The sequence below is a fragment of the Flavobacterium ichthyis genome (genome assembly GCF_009915155.1).
GTDB classification, from domain to species: Bacteria; Bacteroidota; Bacteroidia; order Flavobacteriales; family Flavobacteriaceae; genus Flavobacterium; species Flavobacterium ichthyis.
In genome coordinates this window covers 63,182-84,761 of the sequence record NZ_JAABLM010000012.1, presented here as the reverse complement: position 1 = coordinate 84,761, position 21,580 = coordinate 63,182, and the positions used below count along the sequence as shown (strand labels likewise).

General features: G+C 40.8%; 27 protein-coding genes. 11 read left to right on the top strand and 16 right to left on the bottom strand.

Features of this window, described 5'->3' with window-relative positions:
* Positions 1-153 precede the first annotated feature (153 nt).
* The 11 genes from GV828_RS10585 to GV828_RS10535 all read left to right on the top strand — a co-directional run bounded on the left by GV828_RS10585 (position 154) and on the right by GV828_RS10535 (position 10,115).
* The gene (locus GV828_RS10585) at positions 154-546 is read left to right on the top strand and encodes a single-stranded DNA-binding protein (RefSeq protein ID WP_166537470.1); all 393 of its coding nucleotides are present in this window, start codon (positions 154-156) and stop codon (positions 544-546) included.
* A gap of 43 nt (positions 547-589) precedes the next feature.
* Positions 590-1,663, top strand: a complete 1,074-nt coding sequence (locus GV828_RS10580; RefSeq protein ID WP_166537469.1) for a DUF932 domain-containing protein — start codon at positions 590-592, stop codon at positions 1,661-1,663.
* Between the two features lie 52 nt (positions 1,664-1,715).
* Positions 1,716-1,913, top strand: coding sequence for a DNA-binding protein (locus tag GV828_RS10575; RefSeq protein WP_166537468.1), 198 nt, complete (start codon positions 1,716-1,718; stop codon positions 1,911-1,913).
* 218 nt (positions 1,914-2,131) lie between these two features.
* The gene (locus tag GV828_RS10570) at positions 2,132-2,671 is read left to right on the top strand and encodes a PRTRC system protein E (protein ID WP_166537467.1); all 540 of its coding nucleotides are present in this window, start codon (positions 2,132-2,134) and stop codon (positions 2,669-2,671) included.
* A 16-nt stretch (positions 2,672-2,687) separates the two neighbouring features.
* The gene (locus tag GV828_RS10565) at positions 2,688-2,906 is read left to right on the top strand and encodes a PRTRC system protein C (protein ID WP_013406998.1); all 219 of its coding nucleotides are present in this window, start codon (positions 2,688-2,690) and stop codon (positions 2,904-2,906) included.
* 17 nt (positions 2,907-2,923) lie between these two features.
* Complete coding sequence (locus GV828_RS10560; protein ID WP_166537466.1) at positions 2,924-4,078, top strand: hypothetical protein; 1,155 nt, start codon at positions 2,924-2,926, stop codon at positions 4,076-4,078.
* Positions 4,079-4,090: 12 nt separating this feature from the next.
* Positions 4,091-4,804 (top strand): PRTRC system protein B, encoded by a 714-nt coding sequence (locus tag GV828_RS10555; RefSeq protein ID WP_166537465.1) that lies wholly within the window; start codon positions 4,091-4,093, stop codon positions 4,802-4,804.
* Positions 4,804-5,610, top strand: coding sequence for a PRTRC system ThiF family protein (locus GV828_RS10550; protein WP_166537464.1), 807 nt, complete (start codon positions 4,804-4,806; stop codon positions 5,608-5,610). Before GV828_RS10555 ends, GV828_RS10550 begins: the two co-directional genes overlap by 1 nt.
* A gap of 342 nt (positions 5,611-5,952) precedes the next feature.
* A complete protein-coding gene (locus GV828_RS10545; RefSeq protein ID WP_166537463.1) occupies positions 5,953-8,361 on the top strand; it encodes an NACHT domain-containing protein in 2,409 nt (802 codons plus the stop codon).
* 24 nt (positions 8,362-8,385) lie between these two features.
* On the top strand, positions 8,386-9,072 hold the full coding sequence (locus GV828_RS10540; RefSeq protein ID WP_166537462.1) for a hypothetical protein: 687 nt from the start codon (positions 8,386-8,388) through the stop codon (positions 9,070-9,072).
* A gap of 53 nt (positions 9,073-9,125) precedes the next feature.
* The gene (locus tag GV828_RS10535; protein ID WP_166537461.1) at positions 9,126-10,115 is read left to right on the top strand and encodes a hypothetical protein; all 990 of its coding nucleotides are present in this window, start codon (positions 9,126-9,128) and stop codon (positions 10,113-10,115) included.
* 29 nt (positions 10,116-10,144) lie between these two features.
* On the opposite strand, the gene GV828_RS10530 is transcribed toward GV828_RS10535, so the two are convergent.
* The 16 genes from GV828_RS10530 to GV828_RS10455 all read right to left on the bottom strand — a co-directional run bounded on the left by GV828_RS10530 (position 10,145) and on the right by GV828_RS10455 (position 21,446).
* The gene (locus tag GV828_RS10530) at positions 10,145-10,543 is read right to left on the bottom strand and encodes a response regulator transcription factor (protein WP_166537460.1); all 399 of its coding nucleotides are present in this window, start codon (positions 10,541-10,543) and stop codon (positions 10,145-10,147) included.
* 277 nt (positions 10,544-10,820) lie between these two features.
* Positions 10,821-11,114, bottom strand: coding sequence for a helix-turn-helix domain-containing protein (locus tag GV828_RS10525; RefSeq protein ID WP_166537459.1), 294 nt, complete (start codon positions 11,112-11,114; stop codon positions 10,821-10,823).
* Positions 11,095-11,406 carry a helix-turn-helix domain-containing protein gene (locus GV828_RS10520; RefSeq protein WP_166537458.1) on the bottom strand — a complete coding sequence of 104 codons (312 nt, stop codon included), beginning with the start codon at positions 11,404-11,406 and terminating at the stop codon, positions 11,095-11,097. Before GV828_RS10520 ends, GV828_RS10525 begins: the two co-directional genes overlap by 20 nt.
* Before the next feature lie 177 nt (positions 11,407-11,583).
* Positions 11,584-11,865 carry a molybdenum ABC transporter permease gene (locus GV828_RS10515; RefSeq protein ID WP_166537457.1) on the bottom strand — a complete coding sequence of 94 codons (282 nt, stop codon included), beginning with the start codon at positions 11,863-11,865 and terminating at the stop codon, positions 11,584-11,586.
* 106 nt (positions 11,866-11,971) lie between these two features.
* Positions 11,972-12,421: a DUF3872 domain-containing protein gene (locus GV828_RS10510; RefSeq protein ID WP_166537456.1), complete on the bottom strand. Its 450-nt coding sequence runs from the start codon at positions 12,419-12,421 to the stop codon at positions 11,972-11,974.
* 10 nt (positions 12,422-12,431) lie between these two features.
* Positions 12,432-12,992, bottom strand: coding sequence for a conjugal transfer protein TraO (locus GV828_RS10505; RefSeq protein ID WP_166537455.1), 561 nt, complete (start codon positions 12,990-12,992; stop codon positions 12,432-12,434).
* Positions 12,993-13,018: 26 nt separating this feature from the next.
* The gene (gene traN / locus GV828_RS10500; RefSeq protein ID WP_166537454.1) at positions 13,019-13,912 is read right to left on the bottom strand and encodes a conjugative transposon protein TraN; all 894 of its coding nucleotides are present in this window, start codon (positions 13,910-13,912) and stop codon (positions 13,019-13,021) included.
* A gap of 24 nt (positions 13,913-13,936) precedes the next feature.
* The gene (gene traM / locus GV828_RS10495) at positions 13,937-15,265 is read right to left on the bottom strand and encodes a conjugative transposon protein TraM (RefSeq protein WP_166537453.1); all 1,329 of its coding nucleotides are present in this window, start codon (positions 15,263-15,265) and stop codon (positions 13,937-13,939) included.
* On the bottom strand, positions 15,252-15,536 hold the full coding sequence (locus GV828_RS10490) for a nitrogen regulatory IIA protein (RefSeq protein ID WP_166537452.1): 285 nt from the start codon (positions 15,534-15,536) through the stop codon (positions 15,252-15,254). Before GV828_RS10490 ends, traM begins: the two co-directional genes overlap by 14 nt.
* A gap of 18 nt (positions 15,537-15,554) precedes the next feature.
* On the bottom strand, positions 15,555-15,983 hold the full coding sequence (locus GV828_RS10485) for a hypothetical protein (protein WP_166537451.1): 429 nt from the start codon (positions 15,981-15,983) through the stop codon (positions 15,555-15,557).
* A gap of 11 nt (positions 15,984-15,994) precedes the next feature.
* Positions 15,995-16,618 carry a conjugative transposon protein TraK gene (gene traK, locus GV828_RS10480; protein ID WP_166537450.1) on the bottom strand — a complete coding sequence of 208 codons (624 nt, stop codon included), beginning with the start codon at positions 16,616-16,618 and terminating at the stop codon, positions 15,995-15,997.
* A 21-nt stretch (positions 16,619-16,639) separates the two neighbouring features.
* Entirely contained in the window at positions 16,640-17,635 is a 996-nt protein-coding gene (gene traJ / locus GV828_RS10475) for a conjugative transposon protein TraJ (RefSeq protein WP_166537449.1), read from the bottom strand.
* Between the two features lie 3 nt (positions 17,636-17,638).
* Positions 17,639-18,271: a DUF4141 domain-containing protein gene (locus GV828_RS10470; protein ID WP_166537448.1), complete on the bottom strand. Its 633-nt coding sequence runs from the start codon at positions 18,269-18,271 to the stop codon at positions 17,639-17,641.
* Between the two features lie 27 nt (positions 18,272-18,298).
* Positions 18,299-20,803, bottom strand: a complete 2,505-nt coding sequence (locus GV828_RS10465) for a TraG family conjugative transposon ATPase (RefSeq protein WP_166537447.1) — start codon at positions 20,801-20,803, stop codon at positions 18,299-18,301.
* Complete coding sequence (locus GV828_RS10460) at positions 20,800-21,129, bottom strand: DUF4133 domain-containing protein (protein WP_166537446.1); 330 nt, start codon at positions 21,127-21,129, stop codon at positions 20,800-20,802. Before GV828_RS10460 ends, GV828_RS10465 begins: the two co-directional genes overlap by 4 nt.
* An 11-nt stretch (positions 21,130-21,140) precedes the next feature.
* Complete coding sequence (locus GV828_RS10455; RefSeq protein ID WP_166537445.1) at positions 21,141-21,446, bottom strand: DUF4134 domain-containing protein; 306 nt, start codon at positions 21,444-21,446, stop codon at positions 21,141-21,143.
* Between the last annotated feature and the right edge of the window lie 134 nt (positions 21,447-21,580).

Genomic DNA, 21,580 nt, shown 5'->3' with positions numbered 1-21,580 from the left:
CTTTAGACGAATAAAAAAAATGTCAGTAATGGAAAAATACAGCACTGAAAACGGTAACAGAGTGAAACGAAACTTCAGCACCTCCTCTCATTACCGAATAAATCTAAAAAAATCAAATCAGAACAAATTTCATAACGCAAAAAAGTAGAAATCATGAACATCACAGGAAGACTGACAAGGGATGCGGAAGTACGCACAACGTCACAGGACAAACAAGTAGTAAACTTTTCGATAGCGACCAACGACAGCTATCGTAACAAACATGGCGAACGCATAGAGCAAACAACCTACTTCGACTGCTCATACTGGATAAGCCCCAACGTAGCGAAGATACTCACCGAAGGCACATTGGTAGAGCTGACAGGCAGGGTAAGTGCAAGGGCGTGGACTGGCAATGACGGAGAAGCACACGCAGGGCTGAATTTCCATACCTCAAACATCAAACTGCACGGAGGTGGCAAGAAATCGGAAACCGTACAGGCTACCGCACAAACAGGAAGCAACACTACAACAGGGCAAGGCACAGAGGACGACCTCCCATTTTAACAAAGAGCATTAATCATTTTTCAACATCAAAATTTTAAGCATCATGGCACATAATATCAATTTCAACGAGAGAACAGGACGTTATTCATTCTTTAGCGTACAACAAAAAGCATGGCACGGTTTGGGGCAAATCGTGGAGCAATACCCGACAAGCGAGGAAGCTATCAAATATGCAGGGTTAGATTATGAAGTCGTAAAATCTCCACTGTTTACCAAAGGTTCGGGAATAATCGAAACCGCAAACGGCATAGAGATAGGCAGTAGCGAACTGGAAGTACCCAACTATTTCGCCAACATACGCACCGATAACAATGCTGTATTGGGTGTGGTGGGCAAAGACTATCACATTGTACAAAACCGTGAAGCCTTCAATTTCTTTGACGCTATCGTGGGAGGTGACGAGGGTATCCTGTATGAAACCGCAGGAGCATTAGGTAATGGGGAACGCATATTCATAACCGCAAAACTTCCTGACTATATCCGTGTAGGCAATGGCGATGACGTAACAGAGAAATATATCTTCCTCACGACTTCGCACGATGGTAGCGGAAGCATTACCGCAGCATTTACACCTATCAGGATTGTATGCCAAAATACCCTTAACGCTTCGCTTCGCAATATGAGCAATGTTGTACGCATCAAGCATACTTCGGGAGCAAAACAACGTTTGGAAAACGCTCACAAGGTTATGGGCTTGGCAGACACCCTAAGCAACCAGTTAGAAGGCATTTTTAACGAGTGGGCTAAGGTAAAAGTAACAGACAGAGAAGTAAGAAAGCTAATCCAATTGGCACTTTGCCCGAACAAGGAAACATTTGATTTGCTTAAAAAAGGTGCAGAGGATGAAGTTTCCACGCTGTTCAAAAATACCGTAGAGGATGCCTTTGCATACGCAATGGTAAGCGATACACAGCAAATGGACACCACTAAAGGCACATTGTTCGGGGCTTACAACGCTGTTACAGGCTACTATCAGAATGTACGCAACTATAAGAATGATGAAGCCAAGTTGCAAAGTATTGTAATGGGCGGTACTGCACAGTTAAAAACCCAAAAGGCTTTTGAACTATGCACCTCATTTGCAACAGACGGAGCAGAAATTCTAAACCTTAATTAAATAACTAAAGGCTACCGCCTTAAACGGTGGTAGCCTACTAAAAAATATGGTGATGAAATCAAAATCAATAGACGAAGCGAAAAGTATGGCTAAAGATAAAAGCCTTGAAACACAACATAAGAATGAAGCCATATACATCATTTATTGCAGTAGAAGCGAGTATTTCTATGTAGATACGGACAGTTTAATACGGCTTTGGGAACGGCTGATAGGCTACTATGAAAATGGAGTTTATACCGCCGAAAAATGACCTCATAATATGATGCAAGTAACAGATTTGAACGGTTGCCCTATCGAGGTAACAAACCTTAGAGAAGCCATAAAAATGGCAAGGCCATATAAAGAATGCCGACACGAGGATAAGAGTTTCTCCGAGTTTGACAAACGGCAAAAAGCCTACTGGACGGATATGTACGAGAACTGACAGCAATCAAAAAAAGATTAGACGACAATTAAAATTTAAGAACGATGAACGCAAATTTTTTCAATCAAATAGCACAGTTGGATTTTACAGGTAATCTACAACTGACAATAGCAAAAGGCAATGACAGTAACCTTATTGTATCGGTTTTGCTCAATAACGAAGGGTGCGGAGATAACGCCAAAAACCTTATCCCCCCTTTGACCTTTAACGCCACTCCGCAGGAGTTTGACGAGGGATTTTTTGAGCAGATAACCACGCCTATACAAAAGGCTTCGGGCTTAATGGTAGATATGGAAGCATTTATGATACAATTGGAGGAAGTCAAAAAAAATTCCGCAATGGAGAAAGAGAAAGCCGATAAGCAGAAGAAGGAGCAGGAAGCCAAAGACAAAAAATTCAAAGATGGAATGGCAAAGGCTGAAGAACTGGAGAAAGAGGGCAAGTTCCGTGATGCGTGGATGAAAGTACCCGATATAACAGAGTTTCCCGAAAAAGCAGACGAGATACGTAAACGCAAAGGTGAACTATCCGCAAAATTTTCAACACCGAGCCTTTTCGGAGCAGAACAGGAACAAATTGTTTAACGCCAAAATTCAAACCATGTTATTAGCAACGCAATTAGAAAGAGTATTTATACTTAACGATAAAGGACAGCAAATAAAACTGACCGACCCCGAACCAAAATGGAGCGTGGAAGCCGTGATGAATTTCTATGCAAATTCTTACCCGATACTGACCACCGCAAAAGTATCTGCCCCTGTTATCCGTGACGATACAGTGCAGTACCGATTTGAGAGTGTAATGGGAACTAAAGGTTAAACCAAAAAGCAAAAACGATGAACTATGCAACGCAACATCATATCGGGGACTATCAAAACCCCACAGCAACCCAAACAGCGGACTTTGCACAAACAGTTGGGCGAGTTCGCAGACTGGATGCAAAGACCAAAGGAAGCAAACGAGATACGGAAAGACAAATTGAAAGCCGTACCGATAGCCATGCTACCAATGGTTTTCTAAGATGTTCATTCCTCCCGAAACTGCAAGAAGCGGAAACGGCACAGGCTTGTAAGGAATCTGAAAAAACGGAGAGCGATTTTTACCAGTCCCTTTCCAAACTTGCACGACATTACGGCATACAACCTATGCAGTCCAGGCGATACGGCTATCCCTACAATATCGCTTTGGCTTTTGATGATGCAGAAGAACAGTTAAGGAAAAGGTTTCGTGATTGGGAAGAAATACGTTTGATACAGGATAGTAAGAAAACTTATTTCGTGAGCGAGGAACGGTACAGTACAGGTGGGACCCTGTATTACATTCCTGTAGTACCGTTGTACCGGCTATCCAAGAACCCCAACCGTAAGCAAGTCGTACATCTATTGCAGTCCGTGTGTGCCTACCTGTACCATATTGCAGATGTTCCCTATTATCGGCAGGAAAGCAGTTACCTGTATTGGACGTATGAAATGGTAACAGAGTGGATTGTATGCGATGATGAGAACGAGGACACACCAACCTATTTAAACGAGATTAGGCAAGCAGAACAGATAGGCGAACGTATGGAACAGAAGATTTACAACGGGCAGAATTTGAGCCGATTTAGAGAGCGTTTAAATGCCTTTAAAATCAAAGACAGCTTTGACCAAGATTGTTACAAACTGGCAAGCGAAGCCTTTGCCCTGTATGGACAATTCCCGACTGCCACCATAAACCGCAATGCCCTGCCAAACGGAGAAGCTAACGAAGAAGATATGGAAAACATTATAGGGATGGAAAAGTATGTTTCCTTTTGTGCCGATGCAAAAGGCATTCTGTTTCAAACACTTTTCGACAGCGTTAACACCGAGTTGCAGGAATATGGACAGATGGAAGAACCCACCATTGTGAAACGGTTTGATGGTAGTGATATTACCGCCAATACCCTTGAATTTGAAAACCGTGTTTTTGCCTTAATTGAGGAATTGATATACATACTGAATAACTATTAGATACAGCAAGCGATGAAAGATATAACACAAGACTTCGGAACACTTTACCATCCCTTATCGGCTTTGGTTTTCTACCAGACCAAAGGAAGTAGTAAAGCCACCTATGTAGAGCATTTTGATATGGATAAGAACGGTAATCCAATCAACGCCCATCCTTTGACCGAACGAGAAGCCAATGTATTGGCAAAAGCACTTAAAACGGAAAAGGAAAAGAGCAAGGCATTTTTAAAATCTAACGGCATTCTACCTACCGACGTCCTGCACATTAATCCGAGTGAAAACGGTACGGTACTTTGGTATACCAAAGCACGAAAAACCAAAATGTACTTTACGGAAAGTCTTGAAATACCAAACGGCACGGCGCAAGTACCTGCAATGCTTTGGTATGCAAACAAGCAGAGCCTTGTTGTTTTTGCCCTTGATAAAGACCGCAGACCTACCGAGAAAACCGCATTGTTTCACGCTCCGTTTTTCAACGTGTACGAGGATGGACACGTATGTATGGGAAATGTAGATGTGAACATCAAAAATTCGGCTTCGGTGGAAGAATTTATACAGGCGTGGCAAAGCTATTTTTTCAATAGCTATTTCAGCCACTTGGTAAACGAACACAACCCCATAAAAGGGAATTGTGTAAGCCTTTGGAAAGACCTTATCAGCACAGGTAAAGCCTTTCCTAAAGAAGTATTGAAAAAGACAAACAAGACCATAAAAACGATATTGTAATGAACACAGAAATTTTAAAAGTCCATTTTACGGACAGCTATTTGATAAATCCAACCAACCCGATAACGGTAAACGTAATCGGGGCAGGTGGCACAGGCTCAAAAGTAATGACCGCTTTGCTTGAAATGAACCATAGCCTAATCGAGTTAGGACACGCAGGATTATTTGTACGTCTTTGGGATGACGATGTTATTACCCAAGCCAATTTAGGCAGACAGCGTTTCGCTGAATGTGAGGTCGGGTTGTACAAGTCCGTTGCCATTATCAACCGCATCAATCGTTGGGCAGGTACGAACTGGAAAGCCGAAGTAAGGAAATTTGAAAAAGACAGTAAGGAAAGGTTGCCCGAAAACGCAGGAGCAAGTATATATATATCTTGTGTGGACAGCGTACAAGCAAGGTTTGAGATTGCGGAAATATTAAATGGATTGAACAACGGCAAAGCCTATTCCAACCGCCCACGCTATTGGCTGGATTTTGGCAACAGCCAACATACAGGACAAGCTATACTATCTACAATAGGAACTATACAGCAACCCAAGTCCGAGAAATACGAAACGGTGGCAAGCCTGCCAATGGTTACGGATGAATTTGGCGAGTTGCTCAAACAGTCGGAACTGGAAGACGATACGCCAAGCTGTTCCCTTGCGGAAGCGTTAGAAAAGCAGGATTTGTTTATCAATTCATCATTGGTGCAGATGGGTTGCTCCCTGTTATGGGGCTTGTTCCGTAACGGATTGACACCATACAGGGGATTTTTTCACAACCTGAAGGATTTCCGTACCCACCCAATAAAAGTCGCCTGATTGAAAAATCGGGCGGCAAAAAGACACTCCCTCCCGATGGTCGGGGCAGTCTTTTTGCATCAAAGCGGTGCAACCCCTTTGTCAAAATGGGATACCAACGCACCATTCCTTCCAACACATTTTACCAAACAGGTTACGACATTATTTGAGGGATATTCATTATCCCTTTCGTTGTTTTAGGGAACTTCTTTTTTTACCACATTGGCGACCTAAGAAAAGAAGCAAAAGAACGCCGCTTGGTTAGACTAACGTTTTCGTAAATTCGCTATGAATTAACAATCGATTATTCTTTTGTTTCTTAAATAAGTTGCTTACAGAGAATAATAAAAAACATAATCATTCATGGTAATTAATGAAGCTACACTACAAGCTAGGTTAGATAGAGTTTTGGCTACAGTTTTTCCCACTTTCAAAGAAGTCAAGGTTGAGCACCAAAAATCTTTCAGCATAAAATTTGGACATCATAATGTTGATGTTGATTTAAAAGAACCATCCAACTATCCTTCAAGAGCAATCTTCGACATTCTCTTAACCATTGAAGGAAAAAATATTATCCTGCTGGAACTCAAAAGAGAAGAATTGACACTTATGGAAGAAGATGTCTTACAAGGTATTTCTTATGCAAGGCTTGTACACCCTATGCCTCCATTAACCTTAATTTCTAATGGCTTGGATAACCAATTTTACAATACATACACAAAAGAAAAAATTGAAACAACAAGTGTTGATTTTGATTTTATCCATAAACTAACAAATAATTCCTTTTCCCTCGCCACAAATGACTTTAAGAATGCTGTTAATCTCCTATTAAATCGTGAGCCGGAACTTTTTTCCAAAGTCATCAACCAGATAACGGAAACAAAGTTTGGGAGGATGTTGGGAGACCTAGATGATTTTACAAAATCTATTTCCCCTGATTTTCTTATAGAAAGGCAGAGCATAGCCAAAGTATTGTCTCATTTTTCAAAAGGTTCAGCACTGGTCGGTATAATTGGCTCTGCATTTTCCGGTAAAACTAACTTGCTATATCAATTCTTTCTAAAAGTAAAGAGTAATAAAGATTTTCTCCTCTATCTTGATTGTAGTGATCATAACTATTCTATATTTCAGCAACTAGCAAATCATTTTACTCAAAATGCCAAAATATCAATTTCTAAGGATAAAATACGAGAATGGCTCATAAATTCACTTACCGACTTACCTGAAGGTAAATTTTACTTATTGCTTGATAATTTTAATAATGATATTCCTGAAGCAATCAAAAGTGAAATAATAGAATTAATCGATATTTTCAAGGGTGTAAATCATCATACACTTTATACAATTGATGAATTTAATTACAAAAGAGTTGCTTATGTAGAAAACAGACAGTATAAAACAATTATAGGCGAACTGAGTCAGCTGATACAACTTGATGAACTTAACGATGATGAATACAATGCGACTAATCAACTTCTCTTTGACGAATATAGAATAGCTATCGAGCATGGAGGACACTATACACCAGAATATCGTGAGCCAAGGATATTAAGGCATTTGATTTCTCTATATCGTGAGGAAGGAGAAGTGGATAAAGAAAAGTTTACGAAAATAGATGCTGTTCCTAATGTTAATCTTTTGTATGCTTTTTCATCCAATAAGACTTATACTAAGCAGATTAAAGATCTATATAATAAAATTGTATTCTGTTTCTTTGCCGAAGAAGAATTGCGCAAGAGTAATGCCGATTTGAGTATGATGGCTTCTGGAAGTGGAGCTATAACAACCAATACTTTTAAGAGATTTTTTTCAGATGATTTTGAGACATTGGTGAAATCATCGGTTGTTGTATTCAGAGATATCAGGAACGGGATGACTGTCATCTATCCCAAATTCCAAGAATTAGTAGCCACACATTCTATTCCTTTAATCAGTAATCTTTTGATTCAAGAAAATAGTAAGGGCAAATCACATGAAGAGTTATGTAAACTACTGATAGATACCGTAACTCCAATTCCATACTGTGATATTGTTGCTACTGGTGTTCTTATGGAAATAGCAAAAAGGAATGAAGTAGATCTATTCTCGGAGTTAATACAACAACTTCTAAAAATTCCTCCACGTTTTGAAAAAGTCGAAGGCGGGACTAAAGTCCTAATGTATTCCGAAGGTATAGGTCATATCCAAATCAACTTTGAAGATGATATGGATGAAGGTGGGTTTGTCGCAGATTTTCTTCCTTACGCAATACTATCTCAAATCGCTTCATATCCTTTAGGGTTAGTGGACAATGAAGAATACTCTTTATATGCCTTTCACCTTTATTTAATGTATGAAGTCGGCTCCAGCAAGGAATTTCTTCGTAGGGCTGATGTTAGATCATGGAAAAACATGAAGTCTTTAGAAAGCTTTGATTGGGAAGGCGTTGGACATCTGATTAGCGGACATGAGGGAATTATAGAGCCTATAGTACAGTCTATTTTAAAATGTTTTCTTTCTATTCCTGAGGAAATAGTAAAGTTGTATGAAAGAGGATTTAAAGAGAACAATATCAATCTACTTTATCGGATATACTTGGCTCTAAGAACCATGATAAATTATACCGATTCTAAATTAGCAAAGATTGCAGAAGATTATGTGGAAAGATTTAATGAATATTTCAATTCTTTTATGGCTGAATTTCTTTCAAAAGATGTTGAAGATCCTGATGAGAGAGAAAAATTGAGATATAAACTTTTGAAGTTAAAAACGAAAGATCAAAATAATGAATAAGTAAGCAAAATCAAATAAAACACATTGGAATTAATATCTAACAATACCGGGAATTGGGAAATTTATAGAATGATCAATAATAAAACATCTGAAGCTTTTATTATTCGATTACCCAAAATGAATATTAGTGGAACCAAAACAAAATCCTATATCATTAATTATCAAATCATAGAGAACATAGGTCTTCCAACCTTAAAAACTGTTGAAGAATTTGAATCTGAGAATCGGATAGGAATAAAAACAGAAGATTTGAACTACCAAAAGGAATGGATATATGTTACATATAATAGCCTATATAGTGACTCTAAAAAGATAGTAGATGTTTTAAGTCAGAACTTTATTAAAATAAATGAAAACAAAAAATCTCCAGAGTATGAAGAATTTAGATATAGAAACAAGTTGAAAGAAATCACAAATTTTGAAGAGTTTATTAAAGAGATAAAAATTGATCTATCGCTTGCTACAGAGAGAGATGTTTTAATTGAATTTGATTCATATTTTTTTGGAACTCGAAGAGATTCAGATAGTTCCTGTATCGATTATAAAATTGTTGATTTGGACAATATTTACACAAATACTGGAAAAACACAAAAAGAACTTTTAGCTGATAATTTTTATGAATTTAAGAGAGCAATACAAGGTTTTGTAAAATATTTCGTGATTCTAGAGAACCAACCTACTTATGAACAGTATTTAGATAAAACATTTTAAGAGTGTAACCCAATACATTGTATTTAATAACTCGAATCAATATAATTTGTTAGATGGTAGAAACAAACGTATCAATAACCGTAAATAGGAAATCCGATATTACTATATTAGAGCAAACAATTATAGGGAACAAGTTCCAATTTCCGGTTTACATTCGGGAATATGAATTTATCTATCAAATAGATTTTACAAGTGATTATGAGGAATGGGAATTAGACACCGCCATTCTCAATTCTTTTCCTGGATATGAATTTACTACTGACCTTGAAAAAGGACGTAAAGAAATACGAGTTCAGATTTCCCGATTCCAATCAGAATTATCAACTGATGGTTGGGGAAGAAGGATTGAAAACCCTTTAGACGAAACTAAATATCTTGTAAAGGCATCGGCAAATAAATCTGAAAAGTTCAACCCTAAAATAAAAGTCCTGTTTGAAGATAAAGAGCAGTACTACTTTGTAAATATTGTGGATGGTATTAACAGCGCTACTGAAGAAAAAGGTTTTTTACTTCTGGATTGTTTTGAAACCGATGAAGCTAATGAAGCAGCATTTTTTAAAGATAGATTGTATAAATCTCCTTTAGAAGCCTTTCATTCAGGATACTATAAGTTGTCTGAATTAGTAGATAAGGATTTTAGCACTTACATTAAAAATAAAAATAAGGAAAATAGAAAAATTCAGAAACTACCACGAAAAATCATCAGGGATTTTATAAATGCTTGTAACGCTTCCGACGATAGCAGTATTGTGCATAATCTTGACGAAAATATTATTTTTGAAGAACGTAAAAACTGGAAAACTATATTTGAAACCGAAGGTCTTTCAAAATTCAAAGAATATTTGAACTCATCCAAAAAACAATTGTGTGGTAAGAATTTTAAAATTAGGTCGTCTTGGAGTTTTAACTTACCAAATGTGACTATTGGTGTCAAATATTTTCCGCTACCTACAGAAGGCAATATGCACCCTACTCAAAAATACGAGCAGATAAGGTTTGTATTAAATGATGAAAAAATAGTCAGCATTTTATATGAATATTAGTCGGTTACAGGATGAAATGATTTAACGTCCTATCTAGCCTCATTCATAGCGGTTTCAATTACTCTTTTAAAATCATCCACATCACTACCAAGTAGCAGATAACTTGAAAAACCAATGTTTAAAAGAGATTTCCCAACTTTCTCGTCATCAATATCACTATGAGCAATCAGTTTGACCGTAGGGTATTTTGTCCTTAATTTTTGAAGCTGTGCGAGCACATTTTGGTCGTAAAAATCCAAATCAATAATACAAATTTTGGGAAGTTTATTTAATGAAGACAATTGAGATAGTCCATCCTCAATGCTTTCTGCTCGATATAGGATTTCCATTTCGGATGCAGAGAGATCTTTGCAGATGTGATCCGTTATCGGGCTTTTATCATTAATAAAACACAGGGCGATTGTTTTTTGTGCAGTACCAGTTTCCATATCATACCATTTTTGTGTTGATGTAGCCCTGCACAAAAAGAAAGCGCAGGCAACTACACTTACCGCACATTGAGGTACTGGTATACCCGACAACGAATAAGCGAGCGCCCACGCCTATAGCGTGAGCGTTCTTACTTATCTGTCCCGTTGTCTAAAAATTACCAGTTTTCAATGTGGGACTTAAAGCAAAAACACTTTAAGTATTTTCTATATTTTAGATGGTAAAGATACTAAACTCGTTCCTTTTGGACAGCATATATGGAAAAAAAGGTTGCAATCATTCTGGTTTACCGGAAATGTAATTTCGCTCCAGTATTGTCAGAATATCGCTTTCCTTATAAATAATCTTACCGGCTATTTGTACATACGGCAGTATGTTATCATCACGATATTGCTGGAGTGTACGTTTGCTGATATGCAACAGTTCACACACATCCTGACTGGACAGATATATTTCTCCATTCATCACCGGCCGATAATGTTTTAGTATTTCACCGATACGGGTTTTTAATAGCAATATCATATCCTGATGCGCCATAATTTCTTCATCGTCATTGGTCAATAAATCCATCTTCGTCTGCTTTATACGGCTGACCGGCTTTGAGCAAAGCCTTTACGTCCGATAGTTTATAATAATTTTTTCGGTTCAATCTCGAATAAGGCAGCAAGCCTTTATCCTTATAAGTCTGTAAAGTCCGTTTGGTAATGTTCATCATCAAGCACACCTCTTGGTTATCCAACCACTTTTCCTCTTTGAAAATGGGAGCATATTTTTGGGTAGCGTTTTCAGTCAGTTCCAAAAGCTCCTTCAGCTCGTTTTTCATTCCCACCAAAGTGGATTTCTGTATTGCGATTACTTCCATAGTTTGCTCATTTTTTTCCGTGGAAGTCTAATTTATCAACGCTTTCTAAGAGGCTGAACAATGCTGTAGCGATTGGCGTTGAAAGGCAGTGTTTGGCTTGTTATCAGGTTGGAGAATAAAAAAATCGGACAACCTTTTGAGCTATCCGATTTTGTAATAATTATTTTGGAAGACAAACTATCTGCGTGAAGCTGGCTGTTCCGTTTTCACTTCTTGTTTTTCTTTGTCATTTTTCTCACGGGAGTAAACCCACAGCGACAACAGACCGAAAATAATCAGTGCGTAAGCTATCCATTTACCAACTCGTTCAATCAATTTAATGAAAACCGAACTTTCATAAGATGAAAAGCCCTCTGCTCCCATAGGGCTGCGCCTGTAAAACTTTCTTCGGTTAATCCAGTAACGAAGTCCCAAGCCTGCAACCAAAAATATGATGCCTATTACCAATGATGCAACCATAACAAAACCACTTAAAAATCCATCTTCTAAATTTACAAAAATTTAGCTTCGATCACTCCAAAAAAGAAATCTTGCTTTTGCGGCAAGACTTCTTTTTGCTACTATATTAATCACTACTATTAAATTGAAAGCTTAATTGCTTTTCGTTCCCGAAGTTATCCGAAATCCAAACCTCAAAGGATTGTGATACGGCAGATGCTGAAGTGTAGTACAAACGGAACTGCTCGGTTGGTAACTCGTACAGATCATTTGGCAGGTACGGCGGTTCATCGTAATACCTAAGTGTGCCCTGTCCGTCAAACTGGAAGTAGCGAAGGAAATATTGCGTGTTGCTATAATTTCCAGTTCGCTGTATGGTAATGCGGATCTCTACCGTCTGCCCATTGGAAACGTCTTTAGGCACTGGCATTACATTGACATCGAAAGGAAAATCGTTCTGTATTTCCAGTTCATCATCTTTGCTGCAAGATACCAGCGTTACCGAAGCAGTAAGGATTGCCAGGAATACATATAATGGCAGTAGCCCTGTTCTGAATTTATTGAATATTGCTATCATTGTTTACGTTTTAAAAGTTAAACCTTAATCCCACACCTGCGGACGGTCTGAACTGTTCCAAGTCAGTCCCCCAAAGCACTTTTGTACGGCCTTGCAGGACTAGCACAAATCGGTCTGATATGTAGGTTTCAAAAGTGAGCCGTCCTCCAGCTCCGTAGATAAAATTGTCCTCAGTTAATATTTTCGCCCCATCATACAGCATTGCTTCGCCACGGTTGATGCTTTCGTAACCGACTACACCGGTTATACCGAAGTTTAGTGTAATGTTCTTAAAGGCATCTCCTAACAGGAAGAAGCTGTAACCGCCCTCGGCTGAGTAGGTTTCCTGTGGTATGCGGAGGTCTTTATACTCGTGGTATTGGTGGGTATATTCCAAAGCCCAAAGCTGGTAATTACCATTTTTACCATTCACGGTCATTGCTGCGCTGATGTAGTAGTCATTACCAATCTTATTATCAGACAATATACCGGTGCTTATTTCCAATCCTTTCTGTTTAGGCAGCATTCGTTGTGCCTGTGCCATTGTGATGCCCATTAAAACGAGCATCACTGTATAGATATATTTTTTCATTTATTGCTATCGCTTTTTTAAGGTTATTAGAATTTCAAGCGCATATCGTTTATCAACCTGGCTTTTATCAGGTCTGAATTTTCTACCTGAAGCGTTTGATGCCTACCGCCGTTCTTCTCGAATATCTCAATCAGCAGCACCTCGTCATCGGCAATGGTAAACTGGTCTAAAAGAAAAACGTTTTGTTCGGTCGTTTTACCGCCAATTTCATTCAACGGTTTGTAGGTACGTAGTGGCTGCAACGGTCGTTCCTGTATTACTGTGCGCTTGGCTACTTTCTTGTCCACTACTTTGAAATTGATGAAGTCAATCTGAAAAGGAACATTGGTACGGTTTCTCAATTCCGTATGGAAATAGTATTTGCCATTGTGGATGTAAATGCCTTTCAGGATAAGTTGAATGCCGAAACTTTTAGCCCCGATATGCTTCACAATACGTTTATCCTTTTTGTGGATGGTTTCGAGGAGTAAGCCAGCCAGTGAGGGAGAATTGTTGCCCAGCTCTTCAAAAAGCACATCGTTCCCCTTTGTTTTGTCCACTGACTTTTGCATCGTCAGCAGATCATAACTTAAAGCCTCCGGGTAGGAACTGTAATGTACATTGAAGCTGTAGAAACGACCATCATTTGTGATTACAGAAAAATTCGTTTCGGATTCAAACTCCTTTACCGAAGCTTTTACACGTAATACATTTTCTGCATCTTCCGCTTTTCCGGCTATTAGGTATTCGCTGCCCAGATCCACATAGCGGATAGCGGTCGGAAAAATCAAATGGGAAGTCTTATCATAGGTAACTTCCATTCGGTACGGTTCAATCTTGCCTAAAGCAAGTCGGTTTTTTGCACTATCCTGTGCGTGAGATTGTACAGCAAAGCCTACTATCAGGACTAATGCTAAAAAGGTTTTAAAAAGACTTTTCATTTTTGAATTTATTTGCGTTCAACATTATTTTTTGGAAACGAGGAATACCTGATGCCCCGCTTTCAGCGTGACTTTAGGTGTTCTTACTTTTTTGGAGAAATACCCTGAAATACCCTGAACAACGCCACGGCTAAGGTCTGCGGCAATTTGCTGTCCTGCTGATTGCGTAAGCATAAGGCTTGTGCCGGAAGTCTGGCTCATATTACCAGCCATTTCAGTAAGGGCATTCATTTCCGGCGAGTATGGCACGTACAAACCTTGCTGGCCATCAAGATCATAAATAGTAATGTCTACGGGAATGATATTGCCGTCCAGTTCTATGGAAGTAACCTTTAGTTGTAAACGTCCACCCTGAAACTTGCCATTAGCGGTTAGGATAGTTCCCTGCGGAATAGTACGGTTAGGTGTTTGGGCAGGCTCCAGTAATCGAAGGCGTACACCGCTTTCGCCAATGATTGTCTGCGTTTCCTGTATGCAGGCTTTAACGCTGTTTTTGGGCTGTGCTACTTGTTCTACCGACCCGGCAGTATAAAACCCCCTGTTCCTGTTTTCGCTCCAATTTGCTAAAAACTCATTGTCAGTAGGTTCCCGGTATAAAGTTGATACTGCTTTCCTCCTTGTAGGACTGAATGCCACAAAATATTCTTTCTGCGTATTGGACGAAGAACTGCGGGCAGCACTATCTGTAGTGGCAGGTTGTCCATTGTTTGTTCCCGCAGGAAGATATTTTGCAGCCATCTGGTATGATTTTTCCATCAAAGCCAGTTGGTCATCAACGGTTACACCGGCAGGTACATTTCTCTCTGCCAGTTTTTCCTTCAGCTCATCCAATTGTCTGCGGAGTTCAGCCGTTTCAGCATTATCGTCCTGATAAAAAGAACCTAATGTACTTTGTGCATTCCGGTAGCTGTTCAGTGTAGAATTGCCGGATCTTGTGTATCCTTTTCCACCGCCATTAGCAAAACCATCGTCCTTTTCAGGTTGCTCATCGGCCGAAACGTCTTTGTCATCGGTATTCCAGTAATCTGAAAGTGTTGCCAAAGCATTTCGCTTTTCCTGATCCTTCTGTTCCAGCATTTCCTGCTCATAAGCTTTTTGCTTGTCAGCCTGCATTCCTGCTTCGGTAGCTTGCGGCACGGCATCGTTTAAACCGATGTTTTGAATTTCCTTTTTATCGGAAGACGGTTTAAAAATCAGGTACATGCAGCCTACGAATACAATGCCCATTAAACCGAATATCAAGGGCTTTTTAAGCCTTTCTTTATTGCTCTTTTTATCATCGAGCAGGCTGGATGTTTTACTTTGGTCGCCCTCCTCAACGAGTATGCTGACCCTTTTTTCATTTTCTTTCATAAAATTGATTTTTAAGAATTTGTAATGTATCCTGCAAGGGTGCAGGACTTTCTTTCTTTTGAAGGACAGGGTTTTCGATATGCTCGATAGCCATGCTGTTGTCAGACTTAGCCGTATCATACCATACTTTAAAAATGACCCCTACGGTAAGCAGCAGATAGGCTGTAAAAAAGTATAGCGTGTACCTGTGCTGTTTGCGTAACGGCAATGCCCGCCAGCGTTCGTCCAGCCGATCAAAGTACCTGTCCATATTTGCTCTTAATTTTTTCATACTATAATGTTTGTGTTGTTATAGCCTGAAACGCTTAGGGCTTTGACCTGCCTTTTGCTTCTGCTCATCATTGACCGAAGCAATTGCATCCACCGCTTTAGGTGCGGTTATTGTGGAGAGGCTTGTCAGCTCCGATTTTTTGAGCAGTTGCCCAAAGCGGTCTTTCTTGGCGACTTCCATTTTGTTGAGAGAGAATTTGCCGTTTAGATATTGTACCCACATACTGCATTCTACACGTGGCCTGTCTTCTCCCGACCATTGTAGGTAGCCCGTCAGCAACAAATCCTGTTTAGGCAAACCATCTGTACCTTTTTGGCAGCTTTCGAGGTATTCCCCGATGCTGTCTTTCAACTTTCCGGCGTACGCACCCTGCGTATGGAAATAACCGTTATATCCTTTATCGGTAAGGATTTTCGCAAACGTGTTTAAATCTGATAATGCTTCCATAAGATTGTTTTTTAGCGTTCGATGACTTCTATATCTCTGTTTTCTGTTACTGCAAACTTTTCGATATTGAAACCTTGCGGGTTATTGTCCGAGCGGACGGAGTTTACAAGGAAGCAGGACGTAACCAGGTTACGACTTGTCACATTGCTGGAACGAATGATGAATTGCTTGGCATAGGTGCGGACAGCATAGGGATAAGTATCGAAATTGCATACTACACTATCCACCTCTATACGTTGCTGTACATTACCCGATATGATACGGTTGTAATATCCCTTTTCCGAAAGGTCTTTGTAATAGTCAAAGGCACTTTTATCGGCAAGGTTGAACGCCCTCTCCATATTGTTTTCAATAGCGTTCTTATCGGGAGCCAGCGTAAAGAACAGTTCGTGAAAACGTCTTACGTGTTCCCTTGCTTCAACAGGACGGTTGATACTTGCATCTTGCGATAAAGCAAGCATCAACGATTTGCCATTGTCCAGGACATAGATTTTTTGTCGTTGTTGCTCTGCAAAGTGATAGGACTGCCATACGGCATATCCTACCACACCAATGCAGAGAACAGCAAACACAATGGCATACAATCTTATCTGCCGAAAACTGTTTTCTATATTTCTTAATGTTTTAAATTCCATTTTTTTAATGATTAATTATTTTTATTTGTTCATTAGCCTGCCACCGATGTTTCCTGCTACTGAGCCAGCTCCAGCACCTGCTATATTGCCCGATTTCATTGCCGTTTGATTTACGTTTCGGGTAAAGTTTCCTGCACCTCCGGCTTGGATTACCCAACCTGTCACGGTCGGTATTGTGAAGTATCCGATAATGCCGATAATCATAAAAATGATGTACACCGTGTTGGAGGTATCTGGTATGTAAGTGGGATCGGCAAGCATTGCGATATCCCTTTCCAGTATCAGAGATTGTATCCTTGCCAGCATGGAACTGAACAAATCTGAAACAGGAAGCCACAGGTAAACACTTACATATCTCGTGAGCCATTGCGTGAGCGTGGACTGAAAACCATCCCAGACGGAAATAGCAAAAGCTATCGGCCCAAGTATGGAAAGGACAATCAGGAAAAACGTCCGTATGGTATCAATCACCAAAGCCGCCGTCTGAAAAAGTATTTCCAGTAAATTCCGAAACCAGTCCTTTATGGCTTTTTCTATCTTGTAGGCTTGCCTGTCCATATACATCCCTGCCATTGTCCCGATGTCGGAAGGCGACCAGCCCAATTCATCCAGTTTCTTATCGAACTCTTCGTCCGATACCATATAGGCTGTTTCGGGGTTTCTGACCATTGCTTCGTATTCCAATCGGTCTTTCTGTTCCTGTAATCCATGCAGGTCGAGTACCTGGTCTTCGAGTATTTGGTGGGTTCCCGTTACTACGGGGCTAAGTACCGCATTGATGGTTCCTAACACGATGGTTGGAAAAAACATGATACAAAGCCCCAAAGCAAACGGACGTAGCAACGGAAACATATCAATAGGTTCGGCACGGCTTAAGGCCTGCCAAACCTTTAATGCCACATAGAACAACGCACCCAATCCCGCCAGACCTTTGGCCACTGCCGCCATGTCGCCGGCAAGCGGCATCATGTCGTCATACAGCGACCGCAGGAGTTCGTGAAGATTATCCCATTCCATAGTTTACCAGTATTTTTGGTTAGCAGTTCCGTAGAGTTCCAGCACTCTCTTGGCATCGTTTTTCTTTTTCGCTCTCAGGTAGCTTACAGAAATATTCTTAGTGGTGTAATACCTAACAAGGCTGTGGTAATCCTTAACCTCTTTGTACACACGGTCGATGATGTCCATACGTTCCTTATCGTTGAGCGATAGGCTTGAAGCGGTAATAATCTGTTTCAGTTCCTTCAACAATTCAGTACTTTCATTAAGCAGTGCTGAATACCCATTGCCGATTGCGGTCAATTCCTGTGGCGAAAAATTGGGGTCGTTCATCATCTTGCCGAAATTCTGCACGTACATTTCGGACACATCACCCACCAGGAGTACTGTTTGCTGTACCTTACGGGCATCTTTCACAAGGTTGTTGATGGCTTTCAGCTTATCGTAATACTCTTTTCCCTGTTCGTACACTTTCTTCACTTCGTTGAAATTTTTAACTACATTGCTCACGGTGGAAGAAGTCTGTACGATTTCATTGGCGCTGTTGAGAATACCTGAAGCCAGGTTAGCGGGATCGGTTACCACCCATTGGGCTTTGGCTGACGGTGCTACGGCAAGCATAAATGCCGTACACACCAGTAACATTACTTTTTTCATTGTTCTTGAATTTTAAATTGTTAATGACTATTGATTTGATTTATCACGCCGCTGGATAGCGATGTGCTTAATGGCGAGTTCTACATTACCGTCCAATTCTGAGGCAAGCTGCATTACTTCCATCTTTTCGGTTTCTTCGGTTGTGTAGGCGAGGTATTCCTCCAAACTCACTTCGGTCGCATAGACTGCCGAGTGCGTACCACCTAAGCCAATCCAAACCTCCTTGTAAAGTCGGCTTGTATCGTTGTTCATATTGATGGAAAGTACCTGCCCTTTCTCTTTATCCGTAAGCCCCAACATCGCCTGTATGTCATCAAACTTGTTCATATACTTGCGTTGGTCGAGCAGGATTTTACAGTCGGAGTTGTTGATGATGCTTTCTTTCACAATGGGCGACTGGATAATATCATCGACCTCCTGTGTTACGACAATCGCTTCGCCGAAAAACTTACGTACCGTTTTGAATAAATACTTGATGTACTCCGCCATTCCCTCTTTGGCAATCGATTTCCAGGCTTCTTCAATCAGGATGAGCTTGCGGATACCTTTCAATCGGCGCATCTTGTTGATGAACACCTCCATAATGATAATCGTGACTATGGGAAAGAGGATTTTGTGGTCTTTAATCGCATCAATTTCAAACACGATAAAGCGTTTGGAAAGCAGGTCTAACTGCTTGTTTGAGTTCAGCAGGTAATCGTATTCGCCACCCTTGTAATAGGGTTCGAGTACGTTCAGGAAATTGGCAATGTCAAAGTCCTTTTCCCTGACCTGCTTTTCCTCCAATACCTTGCGATAGTCGCCTTTTACATACTCATAGAACCCATTGAATGACGGGTACACATCTTCTGTCTTGATACGCTCGATATAACCGCTTACAGCATTGGAAAGCGCAACTTCTTCCGAACGGGTTGGCGGCTCGTCATCACGCTTCCAAAGCGTAAGTATCAAAGTCTTAATACTTTCCCGCTTCTCAATGTCGAACACACCATCATCTGTGTAGAATGGGTTAAAGGCAATCGGGTTATCTTCGGTATAAGTGAAGTAAACACCGTCTTCGCCTTTCGTTTTCCCTTTGATGAGTTCGCATAAGCCCTGATAAGAGTTACCCGTATCAACGAGCAGTACGTGAGCGCCCTGTTCGTAATACTGTCGCACCATGTGGTTTGTGAAGAATGATTTTCCCGAACCTGATGGCCCCAAAATAAATTTGTTCCGGTTCGTGATAATCCCACGCTTCATAGGCAAATCCGAAATATCCAAATGGATAGGTTTTCCTGTAAGCCTGTCAGCCATTTTGATACCGAACGGCGAGGGCGAATTGTGGTAATTCGTTTCCTCTGTAAAGAAGCACAGAGCAGGCTCTATAAAAGTGTAAAAACTTTCCTCACTCGGAAAATCGCCAGCATTCCCGGGCATTCCTGCCCAGTACAATGTAGCTACGTCCGTAGTATTGTGTCGAGGTTTACACTCCATCAGTGCCAACGCACTACCGCAATCGTTCTTTAACTGTTTCAGTTCCGCAGGGTCTTCCGACCACGCCATAATGTTGAAGTGCGCACGGATGGACGACAGCCCGAAGCTGTGGGCTTCGTTCAGGTACTTTTCTATCCACTCTTTATTGATTTGGTTGGCACGGCTGTAACGAGCCAGTGAGTGCATATTCCTTGCGGACTTCTCAAACTTTTGCAGATTGTCTTCGCTGTTATCTATAAACAGGTATTGGTTGTAGATGTGGTTGCAGCTTAACAACAAGCCCACAGGTGCAGCGAATGACAATCGGCAGTCGCTACGGTCGGTAGACAGCTTTTCAAAACGGGTATCTGCCGATACCGTTCCGGGCAAATCGTCCGTGTCCGAAAGCGTGTGCAGGCTTAACCTTTTATTGCCTATGCGCACTTCTTCGGTTCCGAGTGCGATGTCCTGCATCGGTGTTCCGGTTTCCCTCGATAATGTGAGGTACTGTTCCAGTAGTCCCTGTGTATCTTCTGTTCCGATAATTTCATCTTCGGTCAGACGTTTCAGGGTTACAAAACCGCTATCATTCACGATACGCTCAAACTGTGCCACCGCTTCCATAAAGCGGTGTATCGTTTCCTTGTTCCTGATTTCCTTCGGTATCAGTGAACCTTTGCAAAGCGAACTGAAATTGCTTTGCATCCGCATCCTTTCCTTTGTGGTCTTCGTTAAGAACAGGTAGCAATAATGGTTTAGAAACGGTCGCTCGTTAAAATGGCGTTGGTAAGACTTCGATAAAAAGCTCTGGTCTTCTATTGCCAAATCGGGCGCATAGCCTTCCTTGATGTACCAATCCTGTTTATGGATGACCGTAAAATCAGGTAAGGTTTTGATAGCCTTATGCCAAGCGGAGTGTATGGCTTCATATTCTGCCGATGCTACTGTAAACAGTTCGGGCAAACGCACTCCAAAACAGGCGGTAATGTCTGCATCTTTGGACAGAATGCAGTTGTTCTCTACTGCCAACAATGGAAATTTGTTTTCCAGTGTGGTGGTCTTTGCTACATTTCTCATACGGCATTCTGTTTAGGTGTGAATTTTAAATAACGGTGTACAGGCTTGCGGCAGATGATGTAGCGGGGATGCCTTTTATTGGCTGCAATTTTCATCAGCCCGTGTTCGCCGTACTTCCTGTTCAGCGAAAAGGTCTGCCATATAATGAGCGAAGCACCGCCTGCTCCGAGGAACAGGCAGAAGTAAGAGTTTACGCCTGCCATATACAGTATCATCACGAGGATAAGCGTACCGAGCAGCCCACCTGCGAAAATGAACAGGTATTGTGCTTTCAGCCCTTTAAATTCCACCGTCCTGCCGATGCCTTTGTTGATATTGTAATTCATAAGGTAACGGATTAAAGGAAGAATGAACGCAGGATTGTAGCCGCAACAATCAAGAAGATACACGCACCGAACCACGAAGCTGCGGTCTTACTCGTGTCAGGGTCGCCGGAACTGAACTTGTTGTACACTTTAACACCTCCGATTAGTCCCACGACCGCACCGATGGCATAAATTAACTGTGTTGCGGGGTCGAAATAAGAGGTTACCATTTGGGTAGCCTCGTTGATACCTGCCGAGCCGTTTCCCTGTGCGAACGCACCAATTCCTGACAGCGTAGCCACGGCTGCCAGCAGAACTTTTTTTCTTTGTTTTTCCATAATTGAAACACATTAATTTGTTACTGTTTATCCCGCACCTTGCGGGCTTTCGGGACAAAGATGTTTCAGAAACAAAAGCGTGATAACAAATTGGCAGTCAGAGGAATTGTTTGGCTGTGAGTGGCATTATAAAA

Excerpts from the sequence above, each read along its gene's own strand:
- GV828_RS10585 (WP_166537470.1), top strand. The coding sequence starts at position 154 with ATGAACATCACAGGAAGACTGACAAGGGATGCGGAAGTACGCACAACG.
- GV828_RS10580 (WP_166537469.1), top strand. The coding sequence starts at position 590 with ATGGCACATAATATCAATTTCAACGAGAGAACAGGACGTTATTCATTC.
- GV828_RS10575 (WP_166537468.1), top strand. The coding sequence starts at position 1,716 with ATGAAATCAAAATCAATAGACGAAGCGAAAAGTATGGCTAAAGATAAA.
- GV828_RS10570 (WP_166537467.1), top strand. The coding sequence starts at position 2,132 with ATGAACGCAAATTTTTTCAATCAAATAGCACAGTTGGATTTTACAGGT.
- GV828_RS10565 (WP_013406998.1), top strand. The coding sequence starts at position 2,688 with ATGTTATTAGCAACGCAATTAGAAAGAGTATTTATACTTAACGATAAA.
- GV828_RS10560 (WP_166537466.1), top strand. The coding sequence starts at position 2,924 with ATGAACTATGCAACGCAACATCATATCGGGGACTATCAAAACCCCACA.
- GV828_RS10555 (WP_166537465.1), top strand. The coding sequence starts at position 4,091 with ATGAAAGATATAACACAAGACTTCGGAACACTTTACCATCCCTTATCG.
- GV828_RS10550 (WP_166537464.1), top strand. The coding sequence starts at position 4,804 with ATGAACACAGAAATTTTAAAAGTCCATTTTACGGACAGCTATTTGATA.
- GV828_RS10545 (WP_166537463.1), top strand. The coding sequence starts at position 5,953 with ATGGTAATTAATGAAGCTACACTACAAGCTAGGTTAGATAGAGTTTTG.
- GV828_RS10535 (WP_166537461.1), top strand. The coding sequence starts at position 9,126 with ATGGTAGAAACAAACGTATCAATAACCGTAAATAGGAAATCCGATATT.
- GV828_RS10530 (WP_166537460.1), bottom strand. The coding sequence starts at position 10,543 with ATGGAAACTGGTACTGCACAAAAAACAATCGCCCTGTGTTTTATTAAT.
- GV828_RS10525 (WP_166537459.1), bottom strand. The coding sequence starts at position 11,114 with ATGGATTTATTGACCAATGACGATGAAGAAATTATGGCGCATCAGGAT.
- GV828_RS10520 (WP_166537458.1), bottom strand. The coding sequence starts at position 11,406 with ATGGAAGTAATCGCAATACAGAAATCCACTTTGGTGGGAATGAAAAAC.
- GV828_RS10515 (WP_166537457.1), bottom strand. The coding sequence starts at position 11,865 with ATGGTTGCATCATTGGTAATAGGCATCATATTTTTGGTTGCAGGCTTG.
- GV828_RS10510 (WP_166537456.1), bottom strand. The coding sequence starts at position 12,421 with ATGATAGCAATATTCAATAAATTCAGAACAGGGCTACTGCCATTATAT.
- GV828_RS10505 (WP_166537455.1), bottom strand. The coding sequence starts at position 12,992 with ATGAAAAAATATATCTATACAGTGATGCTCGTTTTAATGGGCATCACA.
- traN (WP_166537454.1), bottom strand. The coding sequence starts at position 13,912 with ATGAAAAGTCTTTTTAAAACCTTTTTAGCATTAGTCCTGATAGTAGGC.
- traM (WP_166537453.1), bottom strand. The coding sequence starts at position 15,265 with ATGAAAGAAAATGAAAAAAGGGTCAGCATACTCGTTGAGGAGGGCGAC.
- GV828_RS10490 (WP_166537452.1), bottom strand. The coding sequence starts at position 15,536 with ATGAAAAAATTAAGAGCAAATATGGACAGGTACTTTGATCGGCTGGAC.
- GV828_RS10485 (WP_166537451.1), bottom strand. The coding sequence starts at position 15,983 with ATGGAAGCATTATCAGATTTAAACACGTTTGCGAAAATCCTTACCGAT.
- traK (WP_166537450.1), bottom strand. The coding sequence starts at position 16,618 with ATGGAATTTAAAACATTAAGAAATATAGAAAACAGTTTTCGGCAGATA.
- traJ (WP_166537449.1), bottom strand. The coding sequence starts at position 17,635 with ATGGAATGGGATAATCTTCACGAACTCCTGCGGTCGCTGTATGACGAC.
- GV828_RS10470 (WP_166537448.1), bottom strand. The coding sequence starts at position 18,271 with ATGAAAAAAGTAATGTTACTGGTGTGTACGGCATTTATGCTTGCCGTA.
- GV828_RS10465 (WP_166537447.1), bottom strand. The coding sequence starts at position 20,803 with ATGAGAAATGTAGCAAAGACCACCACACTGGAAAACAAATTTCCATTG.
- GV828_RS10460 (WP_166537446.1), bottom strand. The coding sequence starts at position 21,129 with ATGAATTACAATATCAACAAAGGCATCGGCAGGACGGTGGAATTTAAA.
- GV828_RS10455 (WP_166537445.1), bottom strand. The coding sequence starts at position 21,446 with ATGGAAAAACAAAGAAAAAAAGTTCTGCTGGCAGCCGTGGCTACGCTG.